The sequence below is a fragment of the Acinetobacter sp. ANC_7634 genome, assembly GCF_056779875.1.
In genome coordinates, this window is record NZ_JBWYIT010000001.1 from 404,162 (window position 1) to 429,206 (window position 25,045).

General features: G+C 38.4%; 26 protein-coding genes. 19 read left to right on the forward strand and 7 right to left on the reverse strand.

The genetic code is table 11. The features are described from left to right. The first annotated feature begins 6 nt into the window (after window positions 1-6). The 4 genes from AC1M9A_RS01905 (at window position 7) to gltS (ending at window position 3,428) form a co-directional block, all read left to right on the forward strand. Window positions 7-1,317, forward strand: coding sequence for a hypothetical protein (locus tag AC1M9A_RS01905; protein ID WP_481609501.1), 1,311 nt, complete (start codon window positions 7-9; stop codon window positions 1,315-1,317). 32 nt (window positions 1,318-1,349) lie between these two features. Then, window positions 1,350-1,616, forward strand: coding sequence for a hypothetical protein (locus AC1M9A_RS01910; RefSeq protein WP_481609502.1), 267 nt, complete (start codon window positions 1,350-1,352; stop codon window positions 1,614-1,616). 220 nt (window positions 1,617-1,836) lie between these two features. After that, on the forward strand, window positions 1,837-2,082 hold the full coding sequence (locus AC1M9A_RS01915) for a hypothetical protein (protein WP_481609503.1): 246 nt from the start codon (window positions 1,837-1,839) through the stop codon (window positions 2,080-2,082). Window positions 2,083-2,204: 122 nt separating this feature from the next. Continuing rightward, window positions 2,205-3,428, forward strand: coding sequence for a sodium/glutamate symporter (gene gltS, locus AC1M9A_RS01920; protein WP_481587009.1), 1,224 nt, complete (start codon window positions 2,205-2,207; stop codon window positions 3,426-3,428). 50 nt (window positions 3,429-3,478) lie between these two features. Here gltS and AC1M9A_RS01925 read toward each other — a convergent pair whose 3' ends face one another. Further along, on the reverse strand, window positions 3,479-4,330 hold the full coding sequence (locus tag AC1M9A_RS01925) for an alpha/beta hydrolase family protein (RefSeq protein WP_481592992.1): 852 nt from the start codon (window positions 4,328-4,330) through the stop codon (window positions 3,479-3,481). Between the two features lie 120 nt (window positions 4,331-4,450). Next, complete coding sequence (locus tag AC1M9A_RS01930; protein WP_092766204.1) at window positions 4,451-4,903, reverse strand: DUF441 domain-containing protein; 453 nt, start codon at window positions 4,901-4,903, stop codon at window positions 4,451-4,453. Between the two features lie 123 nt (window positions 4,904-5,026). On the opposite strand from AC1M9A_RS01930, the gene AC1M9A_RS01935 reads away from it, so the two are divergent. Then, entirely contained in the window at window positions 5,027-5,755 is a 729-nt protein-coding gene (locus AC1M9A_RS01935) for a pseudouridine synthase (RefSeq protein WP_481609504.1), read from the forward strand. A gap of 50 nt (window positions 5,756-5,805) precedes the next feature. Here AC1M9A_RS01935 and AC1M9A_RS01940 read toward each other — a convergent pair whose 3' ends face one another. From AC1M9A_RS01940 to AC1M9A_RS01950, 3 genes are all read right to left on the reverse strand, one after another. Next, a complete protein-coding gene (locus tag AC1M9A_RS01940; protein ID WP_035264628.1) occupies window positions 5,806-6,249 on the reverse strand; it encodes a GNAT family N-acetyltransferase in 444 nt (147 codons plus the stop codon). Between the two features lie 121 nt (window positions 6,250-6,370). Continuing rightward, window positions 6,371-6,673: a type II toxin-antitoxin system RelB/DinJ family antitoxin gene (locus AC1M9A_RS01945; protein WP_481606985.1), complete on the reverse strand. Its 303-nt coding sequence runs from the start codon at window positions 6,671-6,673 to the stop codon at window positions 6,371-6,373. Between the two features lie 106 nt (window positions 6,674-6,779). Next, window positions 6,780-7,703 (reverse strand): RluA family pseudouridine synthase, encoded by a 924-nt coding sequence (locus AC1M9A_RS01950; protein WP_481591166.1) that lies wholly within the window; start codon window positions 7,701-7,703, stop codon window positions 6,780-6,782. Between the two features lie 116 nt (window positions 7,704-7,819). Between AC1M9A_RS01950 and tsaE the strand changes: the two genes are divergently transcribed. The 4 genes from tsaE to hfq all read left to right on the forward strand — a co-directional run bounded on the left by tsaE (window position 7,820) and on the right by hfq (window position 11,801). Beyond that, window positions 7,820-8,287, forward strand: coding sequence for a tRNA (adenosine(37)-N6)-threonylcarbamoyltransferase complex ATPase subunit type 1 TsaE (gene tsaE / locus AC1M9A_RS01955; protein WP_481592995.1), 468 nt, complete (start codon window positions 7,820-7,822; stop codon window positions 8,285-8,287). An 8-nt stretch (window positions 8,288-8,295) separates the two neighbouring features. Next, complete coding sequence (mutL, locus tag AC1M9A_RS01960; protein ID WP_481609505.1) at window positions 8,296-10,248, forward strand: DNA mismatch repair endonuclease MutL; 1,953 nt, start codon at window positions 8,296-8,298, stop codon at window positions 10,246-10,248. A gap of 6 nt (window positions 10,249-10,254) precedes the next feature. Beyond that, window positions 10,255-11,199, forward strand: coding sequence for a tRNA (adenosine(37)-N6)-dimethylallyltransferase MiaA (gene miaA / locus AC1M9A_RS01965; protein ID WP_481609506.1), 945 nt, complete (start codon window positions 10,255-10,257; stop codon window positions 11,197-11,199). A gap of 89 nt (window positions 11,200-11,288) precedes the next feature. Further along, window positions 11,289-11,801 carry an RNA chaperone Hfq gene (gene hfq / locus AC1M9A_RS01970; RefSeq protein ID WP_035264611.1) on the forward strand — a complete coding sequence of 171 codons (513 nt, stop codon included), beginning with the start codon at window positions 11,289-11,291 and terminating at the stop codon, window positions 11,799-11,801. A gap of 107 nt (window positions 11,802-11,908) precedes the next feature. Here the strand turns inward: hfq and AC1M9A_RS01975 are convergent, their stop codons facing one another. Then, window positions 11,909-13,207, reverse strand: a complete 1,299-nt coding sequence (locus AC1M9A_RS01975) for a peptidylprolyl isomerase (protein WP_481609507.1) — start codon at window positions 13,205-13,207, stop codon at window positions 11,909-11,911. Beyond that, window positions 13,207-15,681, reverse strand: coding sequence for an LPS-assembly protein LptD (locus AC1M9A_RS01980; RefSeq protein WP_481609508.1), 2,475 nt, complete (start codon window positions 15,679-15,681; stop codon window positions 13,207-13,209). The genes AC1M9A_RS01975 and AC1M9A_RS01980 overlap by 1 nt, the downstream gene beginning before the upstream one ends. Before the next feature lie 119 nt (window positions 15,682-15,800). Between AC1M9A_RS01980 and AC1M9A_RS01985 the strand changes: the two genes are divergently transcribed. The 10 genes from AC1M9A_RS01985 (at window position 15,801) to AC1M9A_RS02030 (ending at window position 25,015) form a co-directional block, all read left to right on the forward strand. After that, window positions 15,801-16,817 (forward strand): aminoglycoside phosphotransferase family protein, encoded by a 1,017-nt coding sequence (locus tag AC1M9A_RS01985; protein ID WP_481596922.1) that lies wholly within the window; start codon window positions 15,801-15,803, stop codon window positions 16,815-16,817. Further along, window positions 16,814-17,503 (forward strand): N-acetylmuramate alpha-1-phosphate uridylyltransferase MurU, encoded by a 690-nt coding sequence (gene murU, locus AC1M9A_RS01990; protein ID WP_092766212.1) that lies wholly within the window; start codon window positions 16,814-16,816, stop codon window positions 17,501-17,503. Before AC1M9A_RS01985 ends, murU begins: the two co-directional genes overlap by 4 nt. 85 nt (window positions 17,504-17,588) lie before the next feature. Beyond that, window positions 17,589-18,221, forward strand: a complete 633-nt coding sequence (gene rsmG / locus AC1M9A_RS01995) for a 16S rRNA (guanine(527)-N(7))-methyltransferase RsmG (protein WP_481609509.1) — start codon at window positions 17,589-17,591, stop codon at window positions 18,219-18,221. A 23-nt stretch (window positions 18,222-18,244) separates the two neighbouring features. Continuing rightward, window positions 18,245-19,027 carry a ParA family protein gene (locus AC1M9A_RS02000; RefSeq protein WP_092766214.1) on the forward strand — a complete coding sequence of 261 codons (783 nt, stop codon included), beginning with the start codon at window positions 18,245-18,247 and terminating at the stop codon, window positions 19,025-19,027. Continuing rightward, window positions 19,024-19,914: a ParB/RepB/Spo0J family partition protein gene (locus AC1M9A_RS02005; RefSeq protein ID WP_035264597.1), complete on the forward strand. Its 891-nt coding sequence runs from the start codon at window positions 19,024-19,026 to the stop codon at window positions 19,912-19,914. Before AC1M9A_RS02000 ends, AC1M9A_RS02005 begins: the two co-directional genes overlap by 4 nt. 233 nt (window positions 19,915-20,147) lie before the next feature. After that, a complete protein-coding gene (gene msbA, locus AC1M9A_RS02010) occupies window positions 20,148-21,872 on the forward strand; it encodes a lipid A export permease/ATP-binding protein MsbA (protein WP_180027676.1) in 1,725 nt (574 codons plus the stop codon). A gap of 3 nt (window positions 21,873-21,875) precedes the next feature. Next, window positions 21,876-22,886, forward strand: a complete 1,011-nt coding sequence (gene lpxK / locus AC1M9A_RS02015) for a tetraacyldisaccharide 4'-kinase (RefSeq protein WP_092766217.1) — start codon at window positions 21,876-21,878, stop codon at window positions 22,884-22,886. A gap of 9 nt (window positions 22,887-22,895) precedes the next feature. Beyond that, a complete protein-coding gene (gene kdsB / locus AC1M9A_RS02020) occupies window positions 22,896-23,657 on the forward strand; it encodes a 3-deoxy-manno-octulosonate cytidylyltransferase (protein WP_481609510.1) in 762 nt (253 codons plus the stop codon). Between the two features lie 13 nt (window positions 23,658-23,670). Then, on the forward strand, window positions 23,671-24,648 hold the full coding sequence (locus tag AC1M9A_RS02025; RefSeq protein ID WP_481609511.1) for a DNA polymerase III subunit delta': 978 nt from the start codon (window positions 23,671-23,673) through the stop codon (window positions 24,646-24,648). 25 nt (window positions 24,649-24,673) lie between these two features. Next, the gene (locus tag AC1M9A_RS02030) at window positions 24,674-25,015 is read left to right on the forward strand and encodes a PilZ domain-containing protein (protein ID WP_481587020.1); all 342 of its coding nucleotides are present in this window, start codon (window positions 24,674-24,676) and stop codon (window positions 25,013-25,015) included. The last annotated feature ends 30 nt before the right edge of the window (window positions 25,016-25,045 follow it).

Consider the following 25,045-nt stretch of genomic DNA (forward strand, 5'->3'; position numbering starts at 1 on the left):
CATTTAATGAAAAAATATTTAAGAAAGGATTTATTTTCCATTATTTTATTAGTTATTTTTATTTTTATTTTTATTTATAATTTAATTGGTAAAAAAATTGAGAATGCATTAGAAAAAACCAAAAACCAGGAGGAGTTAAAGGATGAACTTCTAAAAGGTATGGATGTAAGCAAAATTGACACTGAAAAATTCTCTCTTATCAATGCACAAGATAATTATATCGTTCACTTAGGATATATTGGTGATTTTATTTCAGGAAGTTTAGGAGTTTCATTGTCAGCAATTACACTAATTATTGTTTTGATAACTTTTTTAAAAGAAAAAACTAGAATTGAAGAACAAAAAATTGAAGATAGATTTTTTAAATTAATTGGAATTTTAGGTGAAATAAAAAATAGTAACAACTTATCTCAAGAATCTAAGGTATTTATTAAAAAATATGGAAGTGAAAAAGATCTGGGTTTTTTAAAGAATAAAATAGATTTGGAGATTAAAAATTTTTTAAATTTTTATTTAATAATTTTTCAAACTTTAAAATATTTGGAAGATCATGAAAAAGATATTACTGATAAGATTTTTTATCAAAAAACTGTAGATGATAAAATGATAGGTTATATTAATATTATAAAAGCTTATATAGAGCCAGAATTACTTTTATGTCTAGCAATATATGGTCATTCCACAGAGGGAGAAAGATCATTAAAAATTAAAAAATTATTTGAGAGATATAATTTCTTTGAAAACATATCTACTTTGAATGAGAAGGCTTATTTTTCAAATCTAATGGTTACTATCTATTGCACTTATAGCAAAAAAACTTTCGGAAATGATGGTTTTTATGAGTCAATAAAATATTTAAAAAATTATCTCATAGGTAAAAAAAATTTAACCTTGGGTGAGGCTTTTTTTAAGTTTTTAGCTGAAAATGGAGGAAAATGGGACTATAAGACAGGGGAAATGATTTGTAATGATTCTGTTTCTAAAGAAATATATTTAAGTGTAAAAGAGGAGTCGAATAAATCATTTGAGCTAATGATAATAGGTCATGATTTTTGTAAGTTAAAAAAACTGAAGTTTATTCTAGGACTTGATGAGGATGGATTATTTAGTATAGTTTCAGATAACTATCATGATGACTCAAAATTAATAATCAATAAGGGCGAAATTGTAATTAAATTTTCTCCTAATTTAAAAGAAAATGATTATCAAAATATAAATTATTATGATAATTATTCAATTATAATTAAAATTATAAATGAGAGGAAAATAGATGTAGAATTTGAGGAAAAGGTGATTTACTTTAAAACTTATAGTTAGTTTATATTTCACAATGGTGTAAAATTTAGACAATGTCTTCACAATCCCGTTTCTTCTGCATTGGTGGATTCCTTAACGGAAGCCAAGTTAAAGACCAAAGTGACAGCTTTGTTTGTATGACCGATGGAAAGAATGAAACTTATACGAAGAAGGTCATTTTCCATCAAGAAGCATGGGATCATGACTACTACGTGTTTGAAAACATCACCGACCAACAAGCAAAAGAGTGGGTGTTTCAAAAATATGGAAAAACCGTCATCTACCGAAAAAGAAAGCCCATGAAAAAGCCCCGTAATTAAAAAATTAACGGGGCTAGTCGTACCACTCTCGTGATACTCATATAAGGCTCATCTCATACTGCCTGTATTAAAACACATTCACACAGATTCGTCATGCTGAATCGAATATAAATTCAAATCGACTACTGCGAAAAGCTTACAAGCACGTAACCATAAATAAAACAGACAGCAACAATCTAGAAAGGTGAAATAAATAGAATAAGCAAAAAATGAACACAGCATGAATATAATGAAAAGCATACTCACATTAAGTTTAATCAGTCTATCGCTCATTGCATGTTCAAGCGTGGAGATTAAAAATTCTGATTCAGAAGAAGACGCACGTTATCAGAAATATAAAGATGAAACAGTAAACATGTCTGAATACGATAAACAGCGCTATTACAATCAGCATCACCTAGGTGTAGTTGAGCCAGATCAAGTTCACGAATCAATTCGAGAGCAAAGAAGAAAACAGGTGCAATAAACCAATAGGGCAGTACAAATAAATGTACTGCCTATAAATCATTGAAAAATTACATTTCAATAGCTGAATAAAGCATAATTCTTTGTGAAAATTGATTAAAATTAAAACATTAGGGAAATAGAATGAATTTTGAAGTTGATGCCTTTGGCACCATCGTGATTGCCGTATTTTTTCTATTTATTGGGCGCTATCTAGTCAACCGAGTCCAATTCTTTAAAAACTACAATTTACCTGAACCTGTGATTGGCGGTTTGGTCGCAGCAATTACAGCATTCATCTTATTTAAATTCTTTAATATCAGTGCCACATTTGATGCGCAAATTCAAAGCATTTTAATGCTGATGTTCTTTACTTCTGTGGGCTTAGGTGCAGATTTTGTTAAATTAAAAGATGGTGGTAAAGCCCTATTTATATTTTTGTTCTGTGTGATCGGATTTGTGATCGTTCAAAATATTGTTGGGGTGAGTTTAGCGACGGTATTAGGTTTAGATCCGCTCATCGGTTTAATTGTAGGTTCAATCACCTTAACGGGTGGTCATGGCACGGCAGGTGCATGGGGCCAAGTGCTTGAAACCCAGCATGGCATTCAAGGTGCTATTGTATTGGGTATGGCAAGTGCGACCTTTGGTCTGATCATTGGTGGTATCGTTGGTGGTCCAGTTGCTAAATTTTTAATTAAACGTCATCAACTGGCTAACAAAATTGACAATGATCAAAACGAATCACAATTGGATGATCAGTTAAAATCTGCACCATTTGAATATCCAAAAAAGACACGCTTAATTACTGCAAGTAATGCGGTTTCGACGCTTGGTATGTTTGCACTTTGTATATTCACGGCAAACTTAATGACAGATTTTAGTCAGGGTAAATGGTTTGAGCTTCCAACCTTTGTTTGGGCGCTAGGTTCAGGTGTGATTTTGAGAAATCTGCTTGAACATGTATTCAAAGTAAATATCTTTGATCGTGCGATTGACGTGTTTGGAAATGCATCTTTATCACTTTATTTATCTATGGCATTGTTATCACTACAACTGTGGTTATTAGCAGATTTGGCAGGTCCGTTAGTCACGATTCTGATTGTGCAAATGCTGGTATTGATTTTATACACTGCTTTTGTGACATTTAAGGTGATGGGGAGCAACTACGATGCTGCGGTTTTATCAGCAGGTCATTGTGGTTTTGGTATGGGTGCGACGCCAACGGCTATTGCCAATATTCAAGCAGTAACCAATACCTATGGTCCTTCACACAAAGCATTCTTACTCATTCCACTGACAGGTGCATTTTTCATTGATATTGTAAATGCGATAGTGATCCAGCTCTCCATTGGAATATTGGGATAGAACAAGTTTAAAAAAACCGCCTTAAAGGCGGTTTTTTTACTTATGGAGACTTATATATGCAGTTGAGATTCGATCATCGGCCAAATATTTTGATGTGACTGTTTGAACATCATCATGTGTCCAATCGCTTTATGGCCAAGCTCTTTGGGTTTGAGTTCGATCGCTTCAGTAGGTGCATTAGGATACAAACGAAGTAAATCCTGAACATTTGCTTCGGTTGCAATCTCATCATCACTTGCCCAAATGGCCGTGACAGGAATTCGTATCTCTTTGTGATAATCTTGATCTAGGGTAACCGTTTTGCCAATTGCATTAATAACATAGCCTGGTTGACTACAAAATTGAGCCCAGTCACGTGCAACATCTTTCGGTAGATTTTCCCCCATACCAATGGCTTGGGTAGGGCCGTAACCGAGCATCATACGTGCGAGAGGAAAAATACCTTTAAACATCACAGGGGCAAGTAGTTTCGTACGACCTTTGAGCCCTTTTACATGCCCAGTCGAACCTGCAATTGCAACGACTTTTGCAACTTTATCATGGTTGGGGGTAATCCCAATGAGTTGTCCGCCGGCGCTGTGACCGACAAGAATAACTTGCTTGGCATGGGTAAGTTGTAAGAGTTGATCAATCGCAGCGGGAATATCTAACTGTCCCCATTGCACAATACTTGCTTTGGATTGCTTCAATGGGCCATAAAGAGAAGCACCAATACCACTAAAATCAAACACCATTACGGCATAGCCTTGTTGGTTAAGCCATTCGCAAAATCGATGATAAAACTTTTGAGTAATTCCAGTGGCAGGGCACACCAAGACGGGAAGACGCTTTGAATGCTCGGCAGGAAAAAAGGTAGCAGCGAGTTCGTATTGATCCTGACGAATAATTTTAATTTTTTGCATAATTTAAACTGTGCAAGTATCCGTAATCAAAATACTTTACTGCAGTTCTAAAAGTTCAAACCAACAAATAATGACTGTTGCGTTTGTGAAATGATTGCTCAGTCGTGAAAGCAACCTGTTTCAAGAAGTGCCAATAATAATGGAAAGTATTCCTGCTGCAATTAAAGGTCCAACAGGGACACCACGTAAAATAGCCACACCTGCTACAGTACCAATCAGAAGTCCAGCGACAATATTTGGCTGATTCGCCATAAGCGTTACGCCACGACCACCTAACCATGCCACCAATAATCCGATTCCAATGGCTAAAATTGAGTTTAAGCTCAAGAATGATTTGAGGATATCTTTACCCGGAATGGTGCCACTGGCAATTGGCGTGAGTACGCCAATGGTGAGGATAATAATGCCGATATTTAAACCATGCTGTTGAAGCAATGGAAAATACTCGTTTAAAGGGGTGATACGAAAAACAATAAGTACTGCGACTGCAATTGTGACAGCTGTATTTTGACTGAATATTCCACATGCCAATAAAATGATTAGAACGATTAAATTGAGGTCTAATTGAGACATAAAGAAGATCCAGTGCTTATCAGGACAGTACTTGAAAGTTATAATAGTTTAACTGATTTAAAGTCTGCATTCAGATGGCATCCTTTAAATTTCAACGAATATTGTAAGTAATGGAAGTGATTCATGGTTCTGGAAAAAATGTTACAGTCTCAAGGCTTTGGATCACGAAAATATTGTCAACAATTAATTAAAGCTGGTGCAGTGGTCATTGATGGTACTGTGATCACGGACCCGAAATATAAACTGAAGCTTCAAGGTCTTAGCTTCCACGTGTATAACGATGAATATACTTATCGTGAAAAAGTTTATATAGCACTCAATAAACCTGTAGGCTATGAATGCTCGCATCAAGCGACGCATCACTTCAGCGTGTTTGAATTAATCGATGACATATTGTTGCAAAGGGGAGTGCAAACAGTCGGACGTTTAGATCAAGACACGACTGGTATATTGTTACTTACAGATGATGGACAATTCCTGCAAGCGCTGACTCATCCTAAAAAACATGTTCCTAAAGTTTATCAAATGCATACAGCAGATCCAGTCACTGAGCAGCAAATCATTCAATTGGATCAAGGTGTAGAGCTTCGCAATGAAACAGGATTGTTTCAAGCAACAGATATTCAACTCATAAGCAATCAACACCTACAATTTACAGTGCATCAAGGCGTTTATCATCAAGTAAAGCGTATGGTTGCTGCTGTGGGAAATCGTGTTGAATCATTGCATCGACTGCAAATTGGACAATTAAAATTAGATCAGCTTGCTGAAGGTGAATATTGCTATCTCACTGAACAGCAAATACTCGCTGCCAAAAATCAAAGTCCTGATGCTCAACTCCTTGAAATTTAAATCATTAATGCTAAATACTCTATTCTCAAGACGATATGTTATGTAATGCCTTAAGATAGAAAGCAATGATAGGTTTGGAATTCATTGTCTTTGACGAAGCCCATCTTTTCGTAAAGTTGGTGAGATTGAAAGTTACTTCGTTGTGTTTCTAATGAAATTCGACTGGCTTTTTCGGATTGTGCAAACAAAATTGCAGTGTCAATGAGTTGTTTAGCTGAACCTTGTCTTCTATAAATTGGAGTGACATATACATCATCTAAAATGTAGTAGCTTGAACAAGCATGGGACGAAAAACCTAAATAAAGAATCACGAACCCAGTGATTACATCATTTTTGATGTGAATAAAAATAACACTTTGTTGGTTTTCGAATCGCTGTTTTAGAAAATCATAGGATTGTTGAATATTGGATGATGCACCATAAAACTGTCGGTATTCATCAAAAAGTACAGCGAGTTGATTGAGATCTTCTGTTGTGGCTTTCCGTACTATCACTGTTAAGCTCTCCTCAGATCATTATTTTAAATGTTGTTATGATGAAGAGCTAAACATATTTGCGCAGAGTGCTGTAAATTAAATTGTTTAAAAATACGACAAAGTTAACTTATGTCAAAAATTAATCTTTATCGCTTTCACCCAAAAGTGCATTCAATTCTGCAAAAAAATCGTCGTCATCTAAACTTGAAGTTGTAGTGTTGGAATCTTGATGTTCTTGCTTAAGCTTTTTAAGTTTCAACAATTGATCCATGTTGATCGTTTGATTTTCGATTGCAAAAGGAATGGACTTTGTCAGTACAACTTGTTTGAAAAATAAACGCACTGCTTGCGCTGGTGTAATCCCCAATTGCTTAAAAACTGCAAAGGCTTGTTTTTTTTCTTGTGAGTCAAGTCGGACTTGATAAACTTCTGTTTTTCTCATGAATTAAAACCAAACGACTCTAAATTTAAGTGCTTATTTTAATCTAAGTAAATGTAATTTCAATGTCTGAACGTGAAAATTATATAAATTTGTCATTACAATGAATCTACAATGTCAGTGTTTGCGTGCTTTTAAAGTGCATTTCAATATTTAATATCGGATCAATAAATTGAAGCTCATCAGCAAGTAATTGCAACGGAGCACTGAAATCATCCTCAGCTTTATGCGCGATTACCGGATAAAAAGGATCATTTTTGATTGGAATGTTGAGCGCATTGAGGTGAACGCGGAGTTGATGTTGCTTACCGGTCAGTGGTTTCAAAATATATCGTCCCCACTGTGAATTGTGTTCTATCAGGTCAATTTCAGTGACAGAATTGGTGACGCCTTCACATACTTTCATTATATAAAATGGATTTCCCTTTTCCATGCGCAATTCGACTGTTTGTGGAAAGACTAAATCTTTTGAGTAAGGTGCGATGGCTTGATATGTTTTGGATACCTTTCGATCTGCAAAAAGTTGTTGATAGACTCCGCGACTTTCGACTTTTTTTGAAAATAAAACAACACCTGCTGTTTCGCGGTCTAAACGATGAATCGGTGTGAGATGAGGATTATCAGTGAACTGCTTTAATCTCACCAATAAGGTTTCTTGAACATATTGACCTGTCGGACTCATGGTTAAAAAATGAGGTTTATCCACCACGAGCAGATCATCGTTTTCGTATAAAATTTTTTCCTTAAACGGAACATGAATTTCGTTTGCTAAAAAACGATAATAAAAAATATGAGAATTAGGTTGATACGCCGAGTTGATGGAAAGTTTGTTGCCATCTGCATTATAAATAAGACCATCTTGAAAACGTTGTTGCCACTCCAGTGCGTCTATATGAGAAAAGGCTTGAATGAGAAAATCATAAATCGTAATTGGGGAGATTTGTAGATTTGGAAGAAATACTTTGCTGGCTGTTACACCATTGATCATCGGTGGCGTAAAACTTGGGGCACTTTCTGAATTTGATTTTGGCATAACAAGACAACAGAATAAAAAAATGATCAGATGAATGAGTTTTTGAACAAGTCTAGATAGGCACTGTTCAGGAGCATGCTATTATACCTCTTCAACAGATGTCTAATGTGATCCAGATGCAATATTCTTTTCAACTCAACTTAAATGATGAAGCAGATACTCAAAAATTAGCTGCATGTTTAGGGCAGTGTATTGAAAAGGGTGTCATATACCTCATTGGAGATTTGGGTGCGGGTAAAACCACCCTGACGCGTTATTGGCTGCAAAATTTAGGTCATCGTGGTGCGGTTAAAAGCCCGACTTATACACTGGTTGAACCCTATAAAATCAATCAGCAGGATGTCTTTCATTTTGATTTGTATCGTTTGAATGATCCTTATGAACTTGAGTTGATGGGTCTTCGTGATTATCTGGATATTGCTGATGCGCTATTCTTGTTTGAATGGCCCTCTAAAGGTGGTGACGAAATTCCAGAAGCAGATGTTATCTTGAATATTGAGAAATCTGATGATGAATCAGTACGTCATGTCACGATTTCTTCAAATGATGAAGCTTTACTCGCAAAATTAAAGACACAGTTTTAAATAAATCTATGGCGCATGATCTTAGCTTGAATCGAATTCAAACCTTATCTCCTGCATTAGCAAACCAAATTGCTGCGGGAGAGGTAATTGAACGTCCTGCATCAGTGGTAAAGGAACTTCTAGAAAACTCCATTGATGCAGGTGCGACTGAATTAATCATTCGAGTCGAACAAGGCGGTAGTACGCTGATTGAGATTATCGATAATGGCAAAGGAATTCATCCTGAGGATCTTCCGCTTGCGGTCATGCGTCATGCGACCAGTAAAATTCAAACTGCTGAAGATTTACATGCAATTGTGAGCTTAGGTTTTCGCGGAGAAGCCTTGGCTTCCATTGCTGCTGTTTCGCGCTTGACCTTGACCAGCAGTCGTGATGATTCAGGAATTGGTTATCAGGTCGAAGTAAACGGCACGGCCTTTGATCATCAAGAGATTCAAGCTGTTGCTACTCAGCAAGGCACACACATACGTGTACAAGATTTATTTTTTAATGTGCCAGCAAGACGAAAGTTTTTAAAAAAGCCAAATACGGAATTTGGTCACATTGAAGAAATCGTACGGCGCTTAGCCTTAACGCATTTCGATATTCGGATTGTGCTGGAACATAATGGTGCTATTCGTTTAAATTTGCCTGTCGCAGACAGTGGTCAACTCAGATTTCAACGTGTACAGCAGCTTTTAGGTCGACAATTTACGGAAAATGCGTATTGGATCGATGCTGATAGTGTCAATATGCGCTTATCAGGATGGTTAGGTCATCCTTCTGATGCTCGAGCACAAAGTGATTTGCAGTATGTGTACGTGAATGGTCGTATCGTAAAAGATAAAACAATCTCTCATGCTTTGCGAATGGCCTATGATGGCATCTTGCATGGGCATCAACATGCAGCTTATTTGTTGTTCTTAGAAGTTGATCCTGAATTTATTGATGTGAATGTGCATCCGACTAAACATGAAATTCGATTTTTGAATCAACGTGAAGTACACGAATTTGTACGTCATTTTGCCAAAGAAACTTTGTCGCAATTTCAAACTGCGACTGCGGATTTAGCCCAGGCTTTAAAGCTTGATCAAGATGTCATCGCACCATCAGTACAGTTACCACGTTATCAAGAGCAATTTAATCTGCATCAAAATGCTCCAGCATCGCCCCCTATGTCCCAGACGTTGCAGAAATCGAGTCATGAGGGGTATTTAACAGATTTTAGTGTTAAACAGCCTCAGTCAGTTCAATATAGTGCGCCGAGCCAGCCTTATTCAAATTCTAATATCAGTAATGCACTCAAGTCTTATTTGGCACCTTTGAAAGAAACGTCATCTAATTTTGAAGTTCCTCATGATGCTGAGATGGAATCAACATCGTCTAGAGTTGATGAGTTCCCCTTGGGGATTGCAATTGCACAACTTCATGGAATTTATATTCTGGCGCAAAATTCTGAAGGTTTGATCATTGTGGATATGCATGCTGCGCATGAGCGAATCTTGTTGCAGCAAATGAAATCTGCTTGGGATAAACCTGAATTTTGGACATCACAGCAGTTGCTGATTCCAAAAGTGATTTCAATTACACGCATGCAAGCCACGCGTATCGAAGACCTTAAGCCTCAGTTGGCGCGACTTGGTTTAGAAATTGATCAATATGGCGATGAGCAAGTGATAGTGCGAGGTGTGCCTGCTATTTTGCACAAAGCTGATTTTAATGCATTAATCCCAGAACTTTTGAATGATCTTGATCCCAATGATGAGGCCAGTGCTTTACAACAAAAAAGAGACCATATCTTGGCAGGGATGGCATGTCATGGCGCAGTGCGTGCACATCGAATGTTAAGTATTTCTGAAATGAATGCACTGTTGAGGCAGATGGAACAAACTGAGTTTGCAAGTCAATGTAATCATGGACGACCGACTTGGAGAGCTTTTCCACTTAGTCAATTAGATAAATTATTTGCTCGAGGAGAGTAATTGTACATGTCAAATCAAATGCCAGTCATCAACTTAATGGGGCCGACTGCGAGTGGGAAAACTGCTTTGGCATGCGAGCTATATGAGCGCGGTAATTTTGAAATTGTTTCAGTGGATTCTGCGTTAATCTATAAGGACATGGATATCGGTTCGGCAAAGCCATCAAAAGAAGAGCAGGAACGATATCCACATCACTTGATTGATATTATTACACCGCTCGAGGTTTATTCGGCAGCTCAATTCGTTGAAGATGCATCGCTGCTGATTGATGAAATACATTCACGCGGTAAGACCCCAATTTTGGTGGGTGGGACGATGTTGTACTACAAAGCACTGTTGGAAGGCTTGGCAACGAATCTCCCTAATGCTGATGAAAAGGTACGTCAACAAATTGAAAATGAAGCCATGGCATTGGGTTGGGAGGGCGTCTACGAAGAGTTAAAACGTGTCGATCCTATGGCAGGTGAGAAGTTTAAAATGAGTGATCGTCAGCGCATTATACGCGCGCTAGAGGTCTATCGTCTGACAGGTCGACCTATCACTGAGCTTCAAGCTGAACAGCCTAAAAAACAGCCATATCGTTACAATTTTCATAATTATGCGCTATTACCTGATCGTGTAGAATTGCACAAAAGAATTGAACTGCGCCTAAAAATAATGTGGGATATCGGTTTTTTAAATGAGGTGGAGTATCTGATTGAAAAATACGATTTAAACGATAATTTGCCATCGGCGAGATCTGTTGGATATCGCCAAGCTTTAGATTTTCTTAAAAATAGTGATGGAAGTCTCAAATCTAAGCAAGATATGGAAGACAAGTGTTTGTTTGCAACACGACAACTTGCTAAACGTCAATACACTTGGTTACGTTCTTTGCAAGAAGCGCACAGTTTTCAAACTTTTTTGACGATAAAGCAAGCTCAAGAAGACTTGCGAAACTTATATGGATAAAGCAAAATTTACTCACTATCTTTTTTATAAATTTTAATTGAAAAATAAAGATAGTTTTTTTGCGCTGATTTTATTTTTTGGAGTATAACATGTCTAAAGGTCAAACTTTACAAGATCCGTTCTTAAACTCTCTCCGTAAGGAACGTATTCCAGTTTCAATCTTTTTAGTCAACGGTATTAAATTACAAGGTCATATCGAATCATTTGACCAATACGTTGTATTATTAAAAAACACGGTAAGCCAAATGGTTTACAAACACGCTATTTCAACAGTTGTACCTGCACGTAATCCACGTCCTGCTGGTGCTCCTGCAGGCGCTCCTGCTGGTGCTCAAGGCGGCTTCGGTGGTCAACAAGGTGGCTTCGGTGGTCAAGGTGGCTTCGGTGGTCAAGGCGGCTTCGGTGGTCAAGGTGGCTTTGGCGGTCAAGGTGGCTTTGGCGGTCAAGGTGGCTTCGGTGGCGGTCAAGGTTTTGGCGGTCAAGGTGGCTTCGGTGGTCAAGGTGGCTTCGGTGGTCAAGGTGGCTTTGGTGCGACTTCTACACCAAACTTTGATGGCGAAACAAAATTTGATGATGCTCAAGAAGACGATAACAATCGTTAATTTTTGAGTAATCAAAAAGGCACCTGATGAAGGTGCCTTTTTTTATATGAACAGCCTAAAAATTAAAATTAAAGCCCCCATAGTGGAGGCTCTCAATTAAGAAAAAATTAGTTTTGGTTGGGTTGTTTAATTTCAACGTATGTACTTGCGCGAAGCTCTCTTAACCAGCCATCTAACTCTGCATCAAATTGACGGTCACCAAGAATTTGGCGCGCTATGCGTTTTTGCTGTTCCTGAGTCATGTCTTGCTGACGTGCATCAGTAACTTGCAAAATATGCCAACCAAACTGTGTTTCAAAAGGTTCACTGACTTCGCCAATTTTCGCAGTCTGCATTTTTTGATCAAACTCTGGCACCATCATACCTGGTGAAACCCAACCTAAGCTACCACCATCACGTGCAGAACCCGGATCATTTGAATAAGTTGCAGCAAGGACTGCAAAATCATCACCTGCCTTTACACGGCTATAGATACTGTCAATAGTGTGTTTGGCATTTTCAGGGCTCACCACTTCAGAAGTCTTAATCAGAATATGGCGAGTTTGGTATTGTGGCACAATTGTCTTTTTCTCATTTGACTTGCGCTCTAAGAGTTTCAACAAGTGGATGCCATCTCGAGCCTGAATTAAATCAGTAGTATTGCCTGGTGAAACTAAAGCGATACTCGATGCAAGTTCTTCTGGAATATCTGCGATTGAGCGCGAGCCCATATCTGCACCTTCAACTTTAATTGTAGATGTAGAAAATTGTTTCTGTATCGCATCTAGATCATTCGAAGCTTGAAGTGCATCTTGAACTTGTTGCGCGACTTGAGTGAGTTCTTGTTGAGAGGCTTCACCAGAAATTCTGAAGTGAATCACGTGAGCTTGAGTACCCACAGCAGCTTGACCTTCCGGTGATTTGAGGAAGTTTTCAACATCTTGGTCGCTGATTTTGATGCGTGACATCACTTGTTGTTGACGTAAGCGCTGAATAGCAAGATCATCAGCGACTTTAGCACGTAGGTTTTCATAAGTGCCTGGAGCCATACGGTCAAGCTTTTGCTGGAAGTCTTCTAGGCTATTACTGTTCGACTGGCGAGCAACATTAAGGACAGCATCATTTAAAGTTTTTTCATCAACTTGAATGCCATAGCGTTTTACTTGTTCAAGTTGCGCATTTTGGATGATAAGTTTATTCAGAGCTTGATTTTCAAGTACCTGAAGTGGTGGTACATCCTGTTTTTGAGCTTTAAGCTGATGTTGTAGCTCAGCGACACCTTGTGCAATGTCACTTTTTAAAATGGCACTTTTGCCAACAATAGCAACGATTTGATCTGATGGGTTTGCATAACTTGACACTGATGCAGAAATAACAAGTGCTAACGCTGAAGCTTTAAAGAGTTGTTTTAAATTTTGCATCTTCATTAATTCGTCCAATTTTGTTTAACTTTATCGAAACCCAAGATTCGATTTTCCAGTAAAGAGCTTAACTTACTGTTTAAGCCACCAAGTCCTTTAAGTGTAAACTCTGCCATTACAGCACGTTTTTGTTTGGTGTCTGGTGCATTAACATCATCTAAGTCATTGTAATAAGAGCGACCATAGACCGAAACACCCCAGCAGCACGACTCATAATTAATACCTAAAAGGTACTCGCGTGCAACACTGTTGTCTAGATCATATTGCATATGACCCATCAAATTCCAATTACCTTTCACAGGTTGTATAAAGGATGCTGTAACTTGGTCATAGTGGTCTTGACGATCTTCAAGTCGCTTACGATTAAAATAACCAAAGTTGTATAGGTTACCTTGATCACCTGTGTAATACACTTGTAGATCACGTTGAGCATTATCTCCGTTTGACATCCACATTGAGTTTGCATTCACAGTAAAGTTCTGAGAAAGCTGGCTGGCAATGCTGATCACAGGACCAGTTTGACGCTCAGTATTAAATGGGTCATTTTGACTATTATTCAAAGTCACCTTACGGTCTTCAAAATAGTAACTTTGTCCGATGCTGGCACGTAAACGTTCTAATCCGATTGTATCAAAGAGGCTGTAACTTACTCCGAGTGATAAGAAGTTATTATCTTCTAGGCGGTCGTGGCCATAAAAGCGACGTGGATTAAAGAGTTGATCGTAATTCAGGGACGCTGCGGTTGAGTCAAAGTTCGGTGAACTGTTTTGATTTCTGTGTGGTGCATAAGCATAGAATGCACGTGGTGTGATGGTTTGTAAGAATTTTCCATCTTTTTCAAAGATAAGACCAGCATCTAAAATAAACTCTGGAACTATAACTGCATTATCTTTGGTGTTTTTTCTTTGTTCTTCAGTGATACGATCAATCGTATTTTGATCAAAGAAAGTATTTATAGAGCGAACTGATGCTTGTGGTATAAAGAATGACCACTGATTGCGGAAGTTATATCGAGCAGAAAACTCATTATAAAGACGTGTACCACTTGGTTGATAAATGGTGTCCACATTTGAGTTGTCTGAAGCATTTAAGTCATTAATATCTTTTTGGAAATATGCTGTATCGTTATTAAATTCATATTCCAGTCCTTGCGGATTACCAGTGATATAATTGACGAGCAATTGCGGTAGTCGTGCATAGGGGCGATCAACATCATCAACATCAGGGTCTAGCGTCTGGAAGTCTTCAACTTTGAGTTGCGCGCGTAACCCTGGAATTCCATTCGCGTAATTAAGATCCCAAGCGCGGCGTTGATTTAACTCTGTTCTTGTATTCGGATTACTGTCTAGATCGGCAAAGAAGTCTTTATCAGAAACATAGTTGTATTCTAAATTGGTCGTCCATTGGTCATTGATTTTCCAATTGTGCACGAGGTGTAAATCTTTACGATCTTCATCATCATATTTACGATCTTGTGCTAAATAACCACCCCAAATACGACCGCCACCATATTGTTCAGTCAGATATCTGAACTCACCCTCAGCCATCAATCCACGACCGCCAATGAAACGTGGGGTTATAGTCGCATCATAATTGGGTGCTAAATTGAGATAAATTGGCGCTTCAAGTTCTAAACCACCATCGTTGGTATAGCCAAAACCTGGGTTTAATAAGCCAGTGGTACGACGATCATCAATAGGGAAATTGAAATATGGCACAGCCAGCACTGGTGTGTTTTTAATATATAGTTTAGTGCCTTTGGTCACGCCACGCCCAGTGTCTTGATTTAACTCAATCGAATTGGCTTGAATCTTCCATGTTGGGCTTTGCTCAGGTGGACACGTGCTATAAGTTGCATTCTCAAGGAGTAAAATATTGGGTGAGGTGCGCTCAATATTTTCTGCACGACCATGCCCATGTGTCGCTTCTGAAATATAAAAGCTGTTATTGAGGCGTCCCGTTTGGGTTTTTAAATTGTAGTCAATTTGATCACTTTGAGCCAATAAACCGGCTTGTGCTAACTGTACATTGCCAGAAGCTTTGGCATGGGTTTGAGTGTTGTCAATTTTAATCTTATCTGCACGAACCATACGACCTTGTTGATCGATGATGACATTGCCTTCTAATTCTGAGTCACCATTTGGATTGTAATATGCACGATCAGCGGTGATGATCGACGTTGCTTGCTCAGGATCAATTGCTTTGGTATCAGGGCTGATTGGTGTCAACCAAGTTTGAGCACAAAATTTCGAGCTTGGGGAGAGCGTGCTACGTTGTTGCGCTTCGGCTGAATTTTTATTGACATAATATTGATCAAAGAAGCGCTGGCCAGGGTAGCTTTCTTTAATTGCAGTTTGAAGTGCTTGATTGTCCACCTCAGTTGTACTGTCTTTAGAGTCGGCATAACTTGAGACTGTGCTACCACACAATAAGGTTAAAATAGCAGTCGCCAAAGGGCTGAAAGTAAACTGATGCTTCATTTATATCATTAACCAAGTATGCAAATTGCAATTAATTATTGTCGCATCATAGAGAAAAAACGGATTAGTGGCTACACTTAGCACTTTAAATATTCAGCCTGTACTAGAATTTATAGCAAATGAATACACAACGTGAACAATTGATACATACGTGGGTGCAATCTGTACTTCAATCAGAGCAGTTCGAAATAAAATATTTAGCAGGCGATGCCAGTTTCCGTCGCTATGCGCGAATCACCTTGAATAATAAATCATTTATGTTGATGGATGCACCTCCAGAAAAAGAAGATTGTGTACCTTTTGTGACGATTGATGAGTTCTTCGATCGTCATGGTGTTCGTGTTCCACATATTGTTGCAAAGGATTTAGAGCAAGGGTTATTGCTTCTAGAAGATTTTGGGGATGAGCTTTTAGCGAACCATTTAAACAATGACACGGTAGATCAGCATTATTTACAGAGTTTTAAACAACTCATTCAATTACAGTCTATTCATGGTGTGGATCAGTTTCCAGAATATAGTTACGAAAAATTAATCAGTGAAATGGAGTTATTCACAGATTGGTTGCTTCCATCATTAAATATTCGATTAAATGCTGATGAACAAGGTTTGATTAAGCGTACTTTTGCGATATTGGCAAATGCGGCTTTAGCTCAACCACAAGTGATTGTTCATCGAGACTTTCACAGTCGTAATCTCATGTTGTTGAATGATGAAAAAGAACAAGGCGTAATTGATTTTCAAGATGCGGTAATCGGTGCGGATACCTACGACTTGATTTCAATTACACGTGATGCATACGTGCAATGGCCTCCAGCACGTGTAAAACAATGGTTTAAAACCTTCTATGAATTATTACCAGATGATTCAAAAATTGATCGTGATTTAGAGCGCTTTATTAAAGATGCTGACTTCATGGCGATTCAACGCCATTTAAAGATTTTAGGTATTTTTGTGCGATTGTTTGAACGTGATGGAAAGTCGGGCTATTTAAAAGATCTGCCTCGTGTCATGTGGTATTTACTCGAAGAGTCGAAGCCTTACACTGAACTCACTCCATTTATTCAATGGGTTGAAGATAAAGTGCTTCATGCATTTGAAGCCAAGTATGGTCACTATGAGGTAGTAGCTGCATGAAAGCCATGATTTTAGCAGCGGGTCTGGGTAACCGTATGCGTCCCTTGACGCTTTATAAACCAAAGCCACTGTTGGAAGTGGGTGGAAAGCCTTTAATTGTATGGCATATTGAAAAATTAAAGTCGATTGGTGTTAGTGAAATTATTATTAATTCGGCATGGCTGGCAGACAAATTGATCGGTGCTTTAGGCGATGGTTCTCAGTTTGGTGTGAACATTCGCTGGACGCGTGAAGATGAGGGTTTGGAAACAGCTGGTGGAATCATCAATGCTTTGCCCTTGTTGGGTGAAGAACCATTTATCCTCGTCAATGGGGATGTGTGGACTCAGTTTGATTTTGCTCAGTTGCTTGAGCTTGATTTACAAGAAGATCTAGCGCACTTGGTACTTGTACCAAATCCACTACAACATCCTCAAGGTGATTTCACACTATTAGATGGTCGTGCTTATACTTTTGAGCAAGAAAAAGAGGGCGAAAATCTGACTTATAGTGGTATTGCGGTGATTCATCCTCGTTTATTTGAAGGTCTAGAATGGGGCAAGCGTCCTTTAGCACCTTTGCTTAAAGATGCTATGCACAACCACAGAATTTCTGCTGCAAAAATGGCAGAAACGTGGGTGGATGTGGGTACTCCAGAAAGGTTGATGCAGTTGGATCAGCAAATTCGAGAAGGACAATTTAACTAACTGAGTATTCACTAAGCGTTAAATAGTGTTCCACGATGCATAAAACGGTATACTTTGATTAATTTTATTGAGATGTTTACTGTTTATGCATCCTTTTTTTCATGAGTTACAACAAGGTAGTCAAAAACTAGGTTTATCACTCAGTGATGAGGCGTTGAGTTTATTATTAAAATATCAAGATGCGCTTGTATTGTGGAATAAGGCGTACAACTTGACCGCGATTCGTGATCCTAAAGAAATGTTAGTTAAGCATTTATTGGATAGCCTCAGCATCTTGAAAGATTTGCCTCAAGGGCGATTGCTTGATATCGGTACCGGTGGTGGTATGCCGGGGATGATCATCGCGCTATGTCAACCTGAGCGAAGCTGTGTGCTTCTGGATTCGAATGGAAAAAAAATTCGTTTTCTCAAACAGTTTATTGCTGATCTAAAACTAAAAAATGTTGTGGCAGTTCAAACTCGAGTAGAGAATGAAGAGAGTATTAATGAACTGGGTAAATTCGATGTAATTACCAGTCGTGCTTTCGCCTCACTGACAGATTTTATTACTGCTTCTCGTCCTTTTATGCATGAAAACAGTGTTATTGCTTCTATGAAAGGTTTAATTCCTGTTGAGGAAATTGAAAACCATAAAGATGAGTTGAGTTGCGAAATTATTGAGCTTCACGTTCCTCGTTTAGATGAACAACGTCATTTATTGCTACTTAAACAAATTTAAAAAATCTAGGGATTGGGGTTACCATGGCTCAAATTATTGCTATTGCGAACCAAAAAGGTGGCGTAGGTAAAACCACGACTGCTGTAAATTTGGCTGCATCATTAGCAGTGCTTAAAAAGCGAGTATTGTTGATTGATATGGACTCTCAAGGCAATGCCACTATGGGTTCAGGTATTCAAAAGAATGATCTCTTATACTCAGTAACTGATGTTTTACTGGGTGAAGTGCCAATTGAAACGGCCATCACTAAAGCTGAAGTTGGATATCGCGTAATTGGCTCCAATCGTGATTTAGCAGGTGTTGAATTAGCCATTGCTGAGCAAGACGGTCGTGAATTTATTCTGCGTGATGCGATCCAACAAATTGAAGATAAGTTTGATTACATCATTGTGGATTGTGCACCAAGCTTAAGTTTGATCACGGTAAATGCATTGGCTGCTGTTAAAAGCGTGATCATTCCAATGCAGTGTGAATATTATGCCTTGGAAGGCTTGGCAGATTTAACACAAACGATTGATCGTATTCAACAAGCGTTAAATCCTGATTTAGAAATCATTGGTGTATTGCGTACCATGTACGATGCTCGAAATGCACTGACACGTGATGTGTCGGATGAGTTGGAGCAGTATTTTGGTAAAAAATTATACGAAACGGTTATTCCTCGAAATGTGCGTTTAGCGGAAGCGCCAGCACATGGGTTACCGATTATTTATTTTGAAAAAAGTTCTAAGGGTGCAGTGGCTTATTTGAATCTTGCTGCTGAAATGTTAAAAAAAACCAAAGTGAAAAAAGGAAGTAAAGCATGACCGTGAAGAAAAGAGGCTTAGCAAAGGGTCGTGGCTTAGATGCGTTATTGGGCTCTATTCAAAAAGAAAAATTACAATTAGAAGCACAGTCATTAGATCATGGTCAGCTCAAACAAGTAGATGTCAAACTTCTTAAACGTGGTAATTATCAGCCGCGACGCTTTATTCATGAAGAAGACCTTCAGGAATTAGCATCTTCTATTAAAAAGCATGGCATCATGCAGCCGATTGTCATTCGCCCAATTGAGGATGATGTACATCAATATGAAATTATTGCAGGGGAGCGCCGTTGGCGAGCAGCTCAAATCGCTGGACTAAATGAAGTTCCTGCAATTGTTCGTGATTTGTCAGATCAAGTTGCAATTGCGTTGGCATTAATTGAAAACATTCAACGCCAAGATTTAAATCCAATTGATCAAGCTATGGCATTGCAGCGTTTTCATGAAGAGTTTGGATTAAGTCACCAAGAAATTGCTGAAACGGTGGGCAAGGCACGTACTACAGTAAGTAATTTATTGCGCTTATTAAGCTTAGCGGATCCGATTAAAGACCATATCCAACAAGGTCAATTAGATATGGGGCATGCGCGTGCAATATTGACTTTGCGTGCAAAAGACCAAATTGAAATTGCAAAAATTGTCATTGAAAAAAACCTTTCTGTTCGTCAAACAGAACAGTTAGTGCGTGATTTTAATGCACCAAAACAGGATAAGCCAAAACCATCAATTTCAGCTGATTTAGAGCAACTGACTCAGCGTCTTTCTGAACGTTTCAGTGCAGATGTTAAAATTGATCACAATAAGCAAGGTAAAGGTAAGCTTGTGATTCATTACCATTCACTTGATGAGTTAGATGGTATTCTAAATATCTGTTTAGATGAAAAATAATTAATTTAAAAGCAGTAAATGTGATTTATTTAGATGAGTTTGAGATTTAAGTCATTTGGGTCTCAATACTCCAATTGAGCTAAGGTTTACTTTGATCATTCCATACAATCAGGCCATTGATTTTAGAGTGCGGCAGACTTTAGCATTCGATGTTCGAATTATGTATGATTAAATTGCATACGTGCTGAATCTGTTTAGGTGTTTAAGAATACCGTACCAATTAGAGGTAGTGAGTGAAGCAAGATTTTAAAGTTTATATGCGTTTGTTGAGTTACTTAAAACAGTACTGGACGATTGCATTGATTGTTGTATTTGGTTTTGTGCTGAATGCCGCGACTGAAGTTTCTGTTGCGAAATTATTAGAGCATATTATCAATGCCATTCAAGAACAGGATCGAAGTTTCACGAACTTATTCCCGTTTTTGGTTGTTGTTTTGATGTTTGTACGAGGAGTGGGGCTATTTCTAGGTGGATACTACACTTCGGTGATTTCTCGAAATCTAATTTTTAATATTCGCCAAGAAGTTTTTGCTAAATTAATGCGATTACCGTCGCAATATTATTTAGATAACACTAGTGGTCATATTACTGCCAAAATTATGTACAACGTTGAACAGCTGACTGCAGCCTCAACGGAGTCATTAAGAACCTTATTACAACAAGGTTTGATCACCATTGCGCTGTTAGGATATTTGTTCTATTCCAACTGGCGCTTGACTTTATGTATTTTGATTTTTGCGCCTTTAATCGGTTTTTTGATTAGAAAAGCTGCTAAACGTATGCGTAAGCTGTCTACTCAAGTGCAAGATACGATGGGTGATGTAAACCATGTAGTGCAAGAAACCGTGAATGGTAATTTAGTTGTTAAAGGGTTTGGTGGACAGGCATACGAGCAAACTCGTTTTAAAGAAACCTCACTCGAAAACTTGCGTCGTGGTTTAAAAATGGTTGCAGTACAACAATTAAATAGTCCTGTTGTACAACTTATTATGGCGATCGCTTTAAGTATTGTGATTTGGATTGCTTTAAGACCTGAGATATTACAGGATACTTCAGCGGGTCAGTTTGTTGCGTATATTACTGCAGCCGGTATGTTGAGTAAGCCGATTAAAGCTTTAACCGATATCAATGAAAAATTACAGCGAGGAATGGCTGCAGCACATTCAGTATTTGAATTATTGGATATGCCTGAAGAAAAAAATGAAGGGCAGTTAAAACCACAACTCAAAGGCAATATTGAATTTAATCAGGCAAATTTAACATATAGCGATGGTTTCCATGCCATCCATGATTTCAATTTAAATGTTAAAGCTGGGCAGACTGTAGCGTTGGTGGGGCGTTCGGGGGCTGGTAAGTCTTCTTTAGTTAACTTATTGGTTCGTTTTCAAGAATTAAGTTCAGGGTCAATCAAATTTGACGGCCATGATATTCAAGATATTGAAGTTACAGCGTTACGCTCACAAGTTGCTATGGTCAATCAGCAAGTCGTGCTGTTTAACCGAACTGTTCGTGAGAATATTGCTTATGGACAGTTACAAGATGCTTCGGAAGAGCAGATTATTGCTGCTGCGAAAGCTGCTTATGCCCATGACTTTATTATGGCACTGCCTCAAGGCTATGACACACCATTAGGTGCTCAAGGTTTAAATTTATCTGGTGGACAAAGACAGCGTATTGCAATTGCTCGCGCAATCTTAAAAAATGCTCCGATTTTAATTCTTGATGAAGCGACAAGCGCATTAGACAATGAGTCTGAATACTTCATTCAACGTGCTTTTGATGCAGCTATGCAGGATCGGACAACGATTGTCATTGCACATCGATTATCAACGATTGAGAATGCAGATCTTATTGTGGTAATGGATAAAGGTCGAATATTAGAGCAGGGAACACATCAGGAATTACTCGATTTGCGTGGTGCATATTTCCAACTGCATCAACGTAATTTTGAGGAATAAGTTATGTCTATTGCGCAGGTCATTCAAAACGCTTGGAATAAGCAATCCAAGTGGTTGATTGTATTGCGACCCCTGTCATTGCTTTATCGATTAGGATTTTCCCTGAACAAAGCCTTGTATCAACGTGGTATAAAACCTATTTATACTGCACCAGTTCCTGTCATGGTCATTGGCAATATAACGGTAGGTGGTAGTGGTAAAACACCGTTATTAATTCAATTGGTTAAATATCTTCAACAAAAAAATATTCGAGTTGGAGTAATTAGTCGAGGCTATGGTGGTAAAGGTCCTTTTCCTGCAAGCGTGAATCTCGATTCTGAGCCAAATGAAGTGGGTGATGAGCCCTGTTTAATTGTGCAATCTACTGGCGTGCCGATGGTCGTAGGTGGGCAACGACAGAAAAGCATAGAGTTGCTTCTCTCTAAGCATCAACTTGATTTGATCATTAGTGATGATGGTTTGCAACATTGGGCACTTGATCGTCAATTAGAATGGATTGTGCTGGATAACAATCGTGGTTTGGGTAATCAGAAACTGTTACCAGAAGGTTTTTTGCGTGAGCCTGTAGCACGGTTATGCAGTGGTACAGTAATTGAGCATGCTGAACAACCAAGTTCAGATCTGTATATGCAATTACAAGTAGCGGCGCCGTACTTGTTAAATCCAGTCGAAGATCAAGTTGAATATTTTGCCACTGATTTGAATTATTATGCGGTCGTTGGTATTGGGTTCCCGCAACGGTTTTATAAAACCCTTGAAAGTATGGGCTTAAAGCATTTTCAGTGTCATGAATTTCCTGATCATTATGATTATCAGATTGATGATTTACAATTTGAAGATTCAAATCCAATCATCACCACTGAAAAAGATGCTGTGAAACTCCTCCCTTTGTTAAAACAACATCCAGAATTTAGTCGTGAAATTTGGGTGGTTCCTGTTGAAGCAGCTTTATCATCAGCTTGTTATGATTTGCTGGATCACCAGCTTGCAAAACTCGGTATCGTAAACACATAAGGAATATCCATGAAACATATTGTAATACCTGCTCGCTTTGCAAGTTCGCGTTTACCTGGAAAACCACTACTTAAAATACACGGGCGTGAAATGATTTTACGTGTGGTAGATCAGGCGCGAAGAGTGACTGGGTTTGATGATTTATGTGTTGCTACTGATGATCAAAGAATTGTTGATCTTTGTAAGGCAGAACAAATTGATGTTGTGTTGACCAGTGCAGAACACCCTTCTGGAACCGACCGATTGAGTGAAGTCGCACGAATCAAAGGTTGGGCGAGTGAAGATATTATTGTAAATGTGCAAGGTGATGAACCATTATTGCCTGCATCTTTAGTCCAACAGGTTGCTTCTTTGTTAGAGCAAAAGCCTGAATGTTCAATGTCTACTTTGTGTGAAGTGATCAAAGAATTAGAAGAATTTAAGCGCGATAGTATTGTGAAAGTTGTCATGAGTAAATTCAATGAAGCGCTTTATTTTAGTCGTGCAACCATTCCATATGATCGTGATGGATCAAAGCAACAACCACATTTACTACATCCTAAAGCCTACCGACATCTTGGTTTATATGCCTATAGAGTGAAGTTGCTGCAAGAGTATGTGACATGGGATCAGGGTGAGCTTGAGGTTTTAGAAAGCCTTGAGCAACTACGTGTTTTAGAAAATGGTCATCGAATCGCAATTGATGTGGCAGAGGTGAGCTTACCACCAGGTGTGGATACGCAACAAGATTTAGACCGTCTTAATGCAATGCCTATTTCTCATTTCCAATAGTATAGATTAGTCAATGACTCAGACTCAGCATGTTTATCCTTGGCAACTTAATGTATGGAGCACACTGACTCAGCGGTTTCCTCAAGTAGGTCATGGATTACTTTTTTATGGCAAAAAAGGCTGTGGTAAAGAAGCTTTTACCCAGCAATTTGTTACTTGGCTGCTATGTTTAGATAAGCAGCCAAATCAACCTTGTGGTCAGTGTTCGAGTTGTTTGTGGCTAAAATCAGATACTCATCCAAATTATGTTTACGTCACGACGGATGAGGACAATAAGAAACAAAACGCTAAAATTAAAATTGAGAAAATTCGTGAATTACAGCCATTCGTGCAACAAACCGTCGATGGTTGGCGGGTTATTGTGATTGAACCGGCGGAAGCGCTCAATATCGCATCGTCAAATGCTTTATTGAAAACACTTGAAGAACCAGGTGAGCGTGTTGTGATTATTCTTTTGGCGGATCATTATTTAAAATTACCAGCCACTATACGAAGTCGCCTACAACATTACGCCTTAGATCGGTTGTCTGATGATCAAGCCAATGCGTATTTGAATGAGCACTTGAATGTGGAGCAGCAGACTTTGGGCAAACTGTTGCTTAACCTGTCGAATGGTATGCCTTTAGCTGCTATTGAGTTGGCCTCAAGTGAATGGTTAACTCTGCGAAGTGCGTTTATAAATGATTGGTATCATTTAGTCAGTCAAAAAAATATGCCAATGCAGTACGCCTCTAAATGGAATAAGCAACTCAACTTTTCCGAGTTGATTGTTATGTTTGAGTACTTATTAGCTGATCTTGTTGCCTATAAAATGGAACAAAATGTAAAAAATAGCGATTTAGACTTTAGTTTGTTGGCTGAGCAATATCAATTAGAGCAATTATTTGATATTTATAATGATGTGCATCAAGCAAAACAAATGGTTGAGCAGAATGTTCAATCAAATTTAATTGTTGATCAGCTTTTTATAAAATTAATGAATGTTCAATAATCATGTTTGAATACAGGGGATAGAGATGCAGCCACGTCCGGGCGGTTTATTACAAGTCAATATTAATGATCGCGAAACTCTGCAATCCAGTTATATGCCTTTTGTTGAGGGTGGTGGATTATTTATTCCAACCAAACATCCAGTCAAAATGGGTGAAGAAATTTTTATCTTGGCAACACTTCCTAATCAAACCCAAAAAATACCAATTACGGGTAAGGTGATTTGGATTTCCTATAAGCAATCGGGCATTAAACCACAAGGTTTTGGATTGCAGTTAACTGGAGATAAAGGAGCCTATTACAAGATGGAAGCAGAAAAAATACTCGCTGGAAGTATGTCAACAGCACGCGCAAGCTTTACAATGTAGGCTCTGACTTAAAAAATTAAAAGGTGTCCT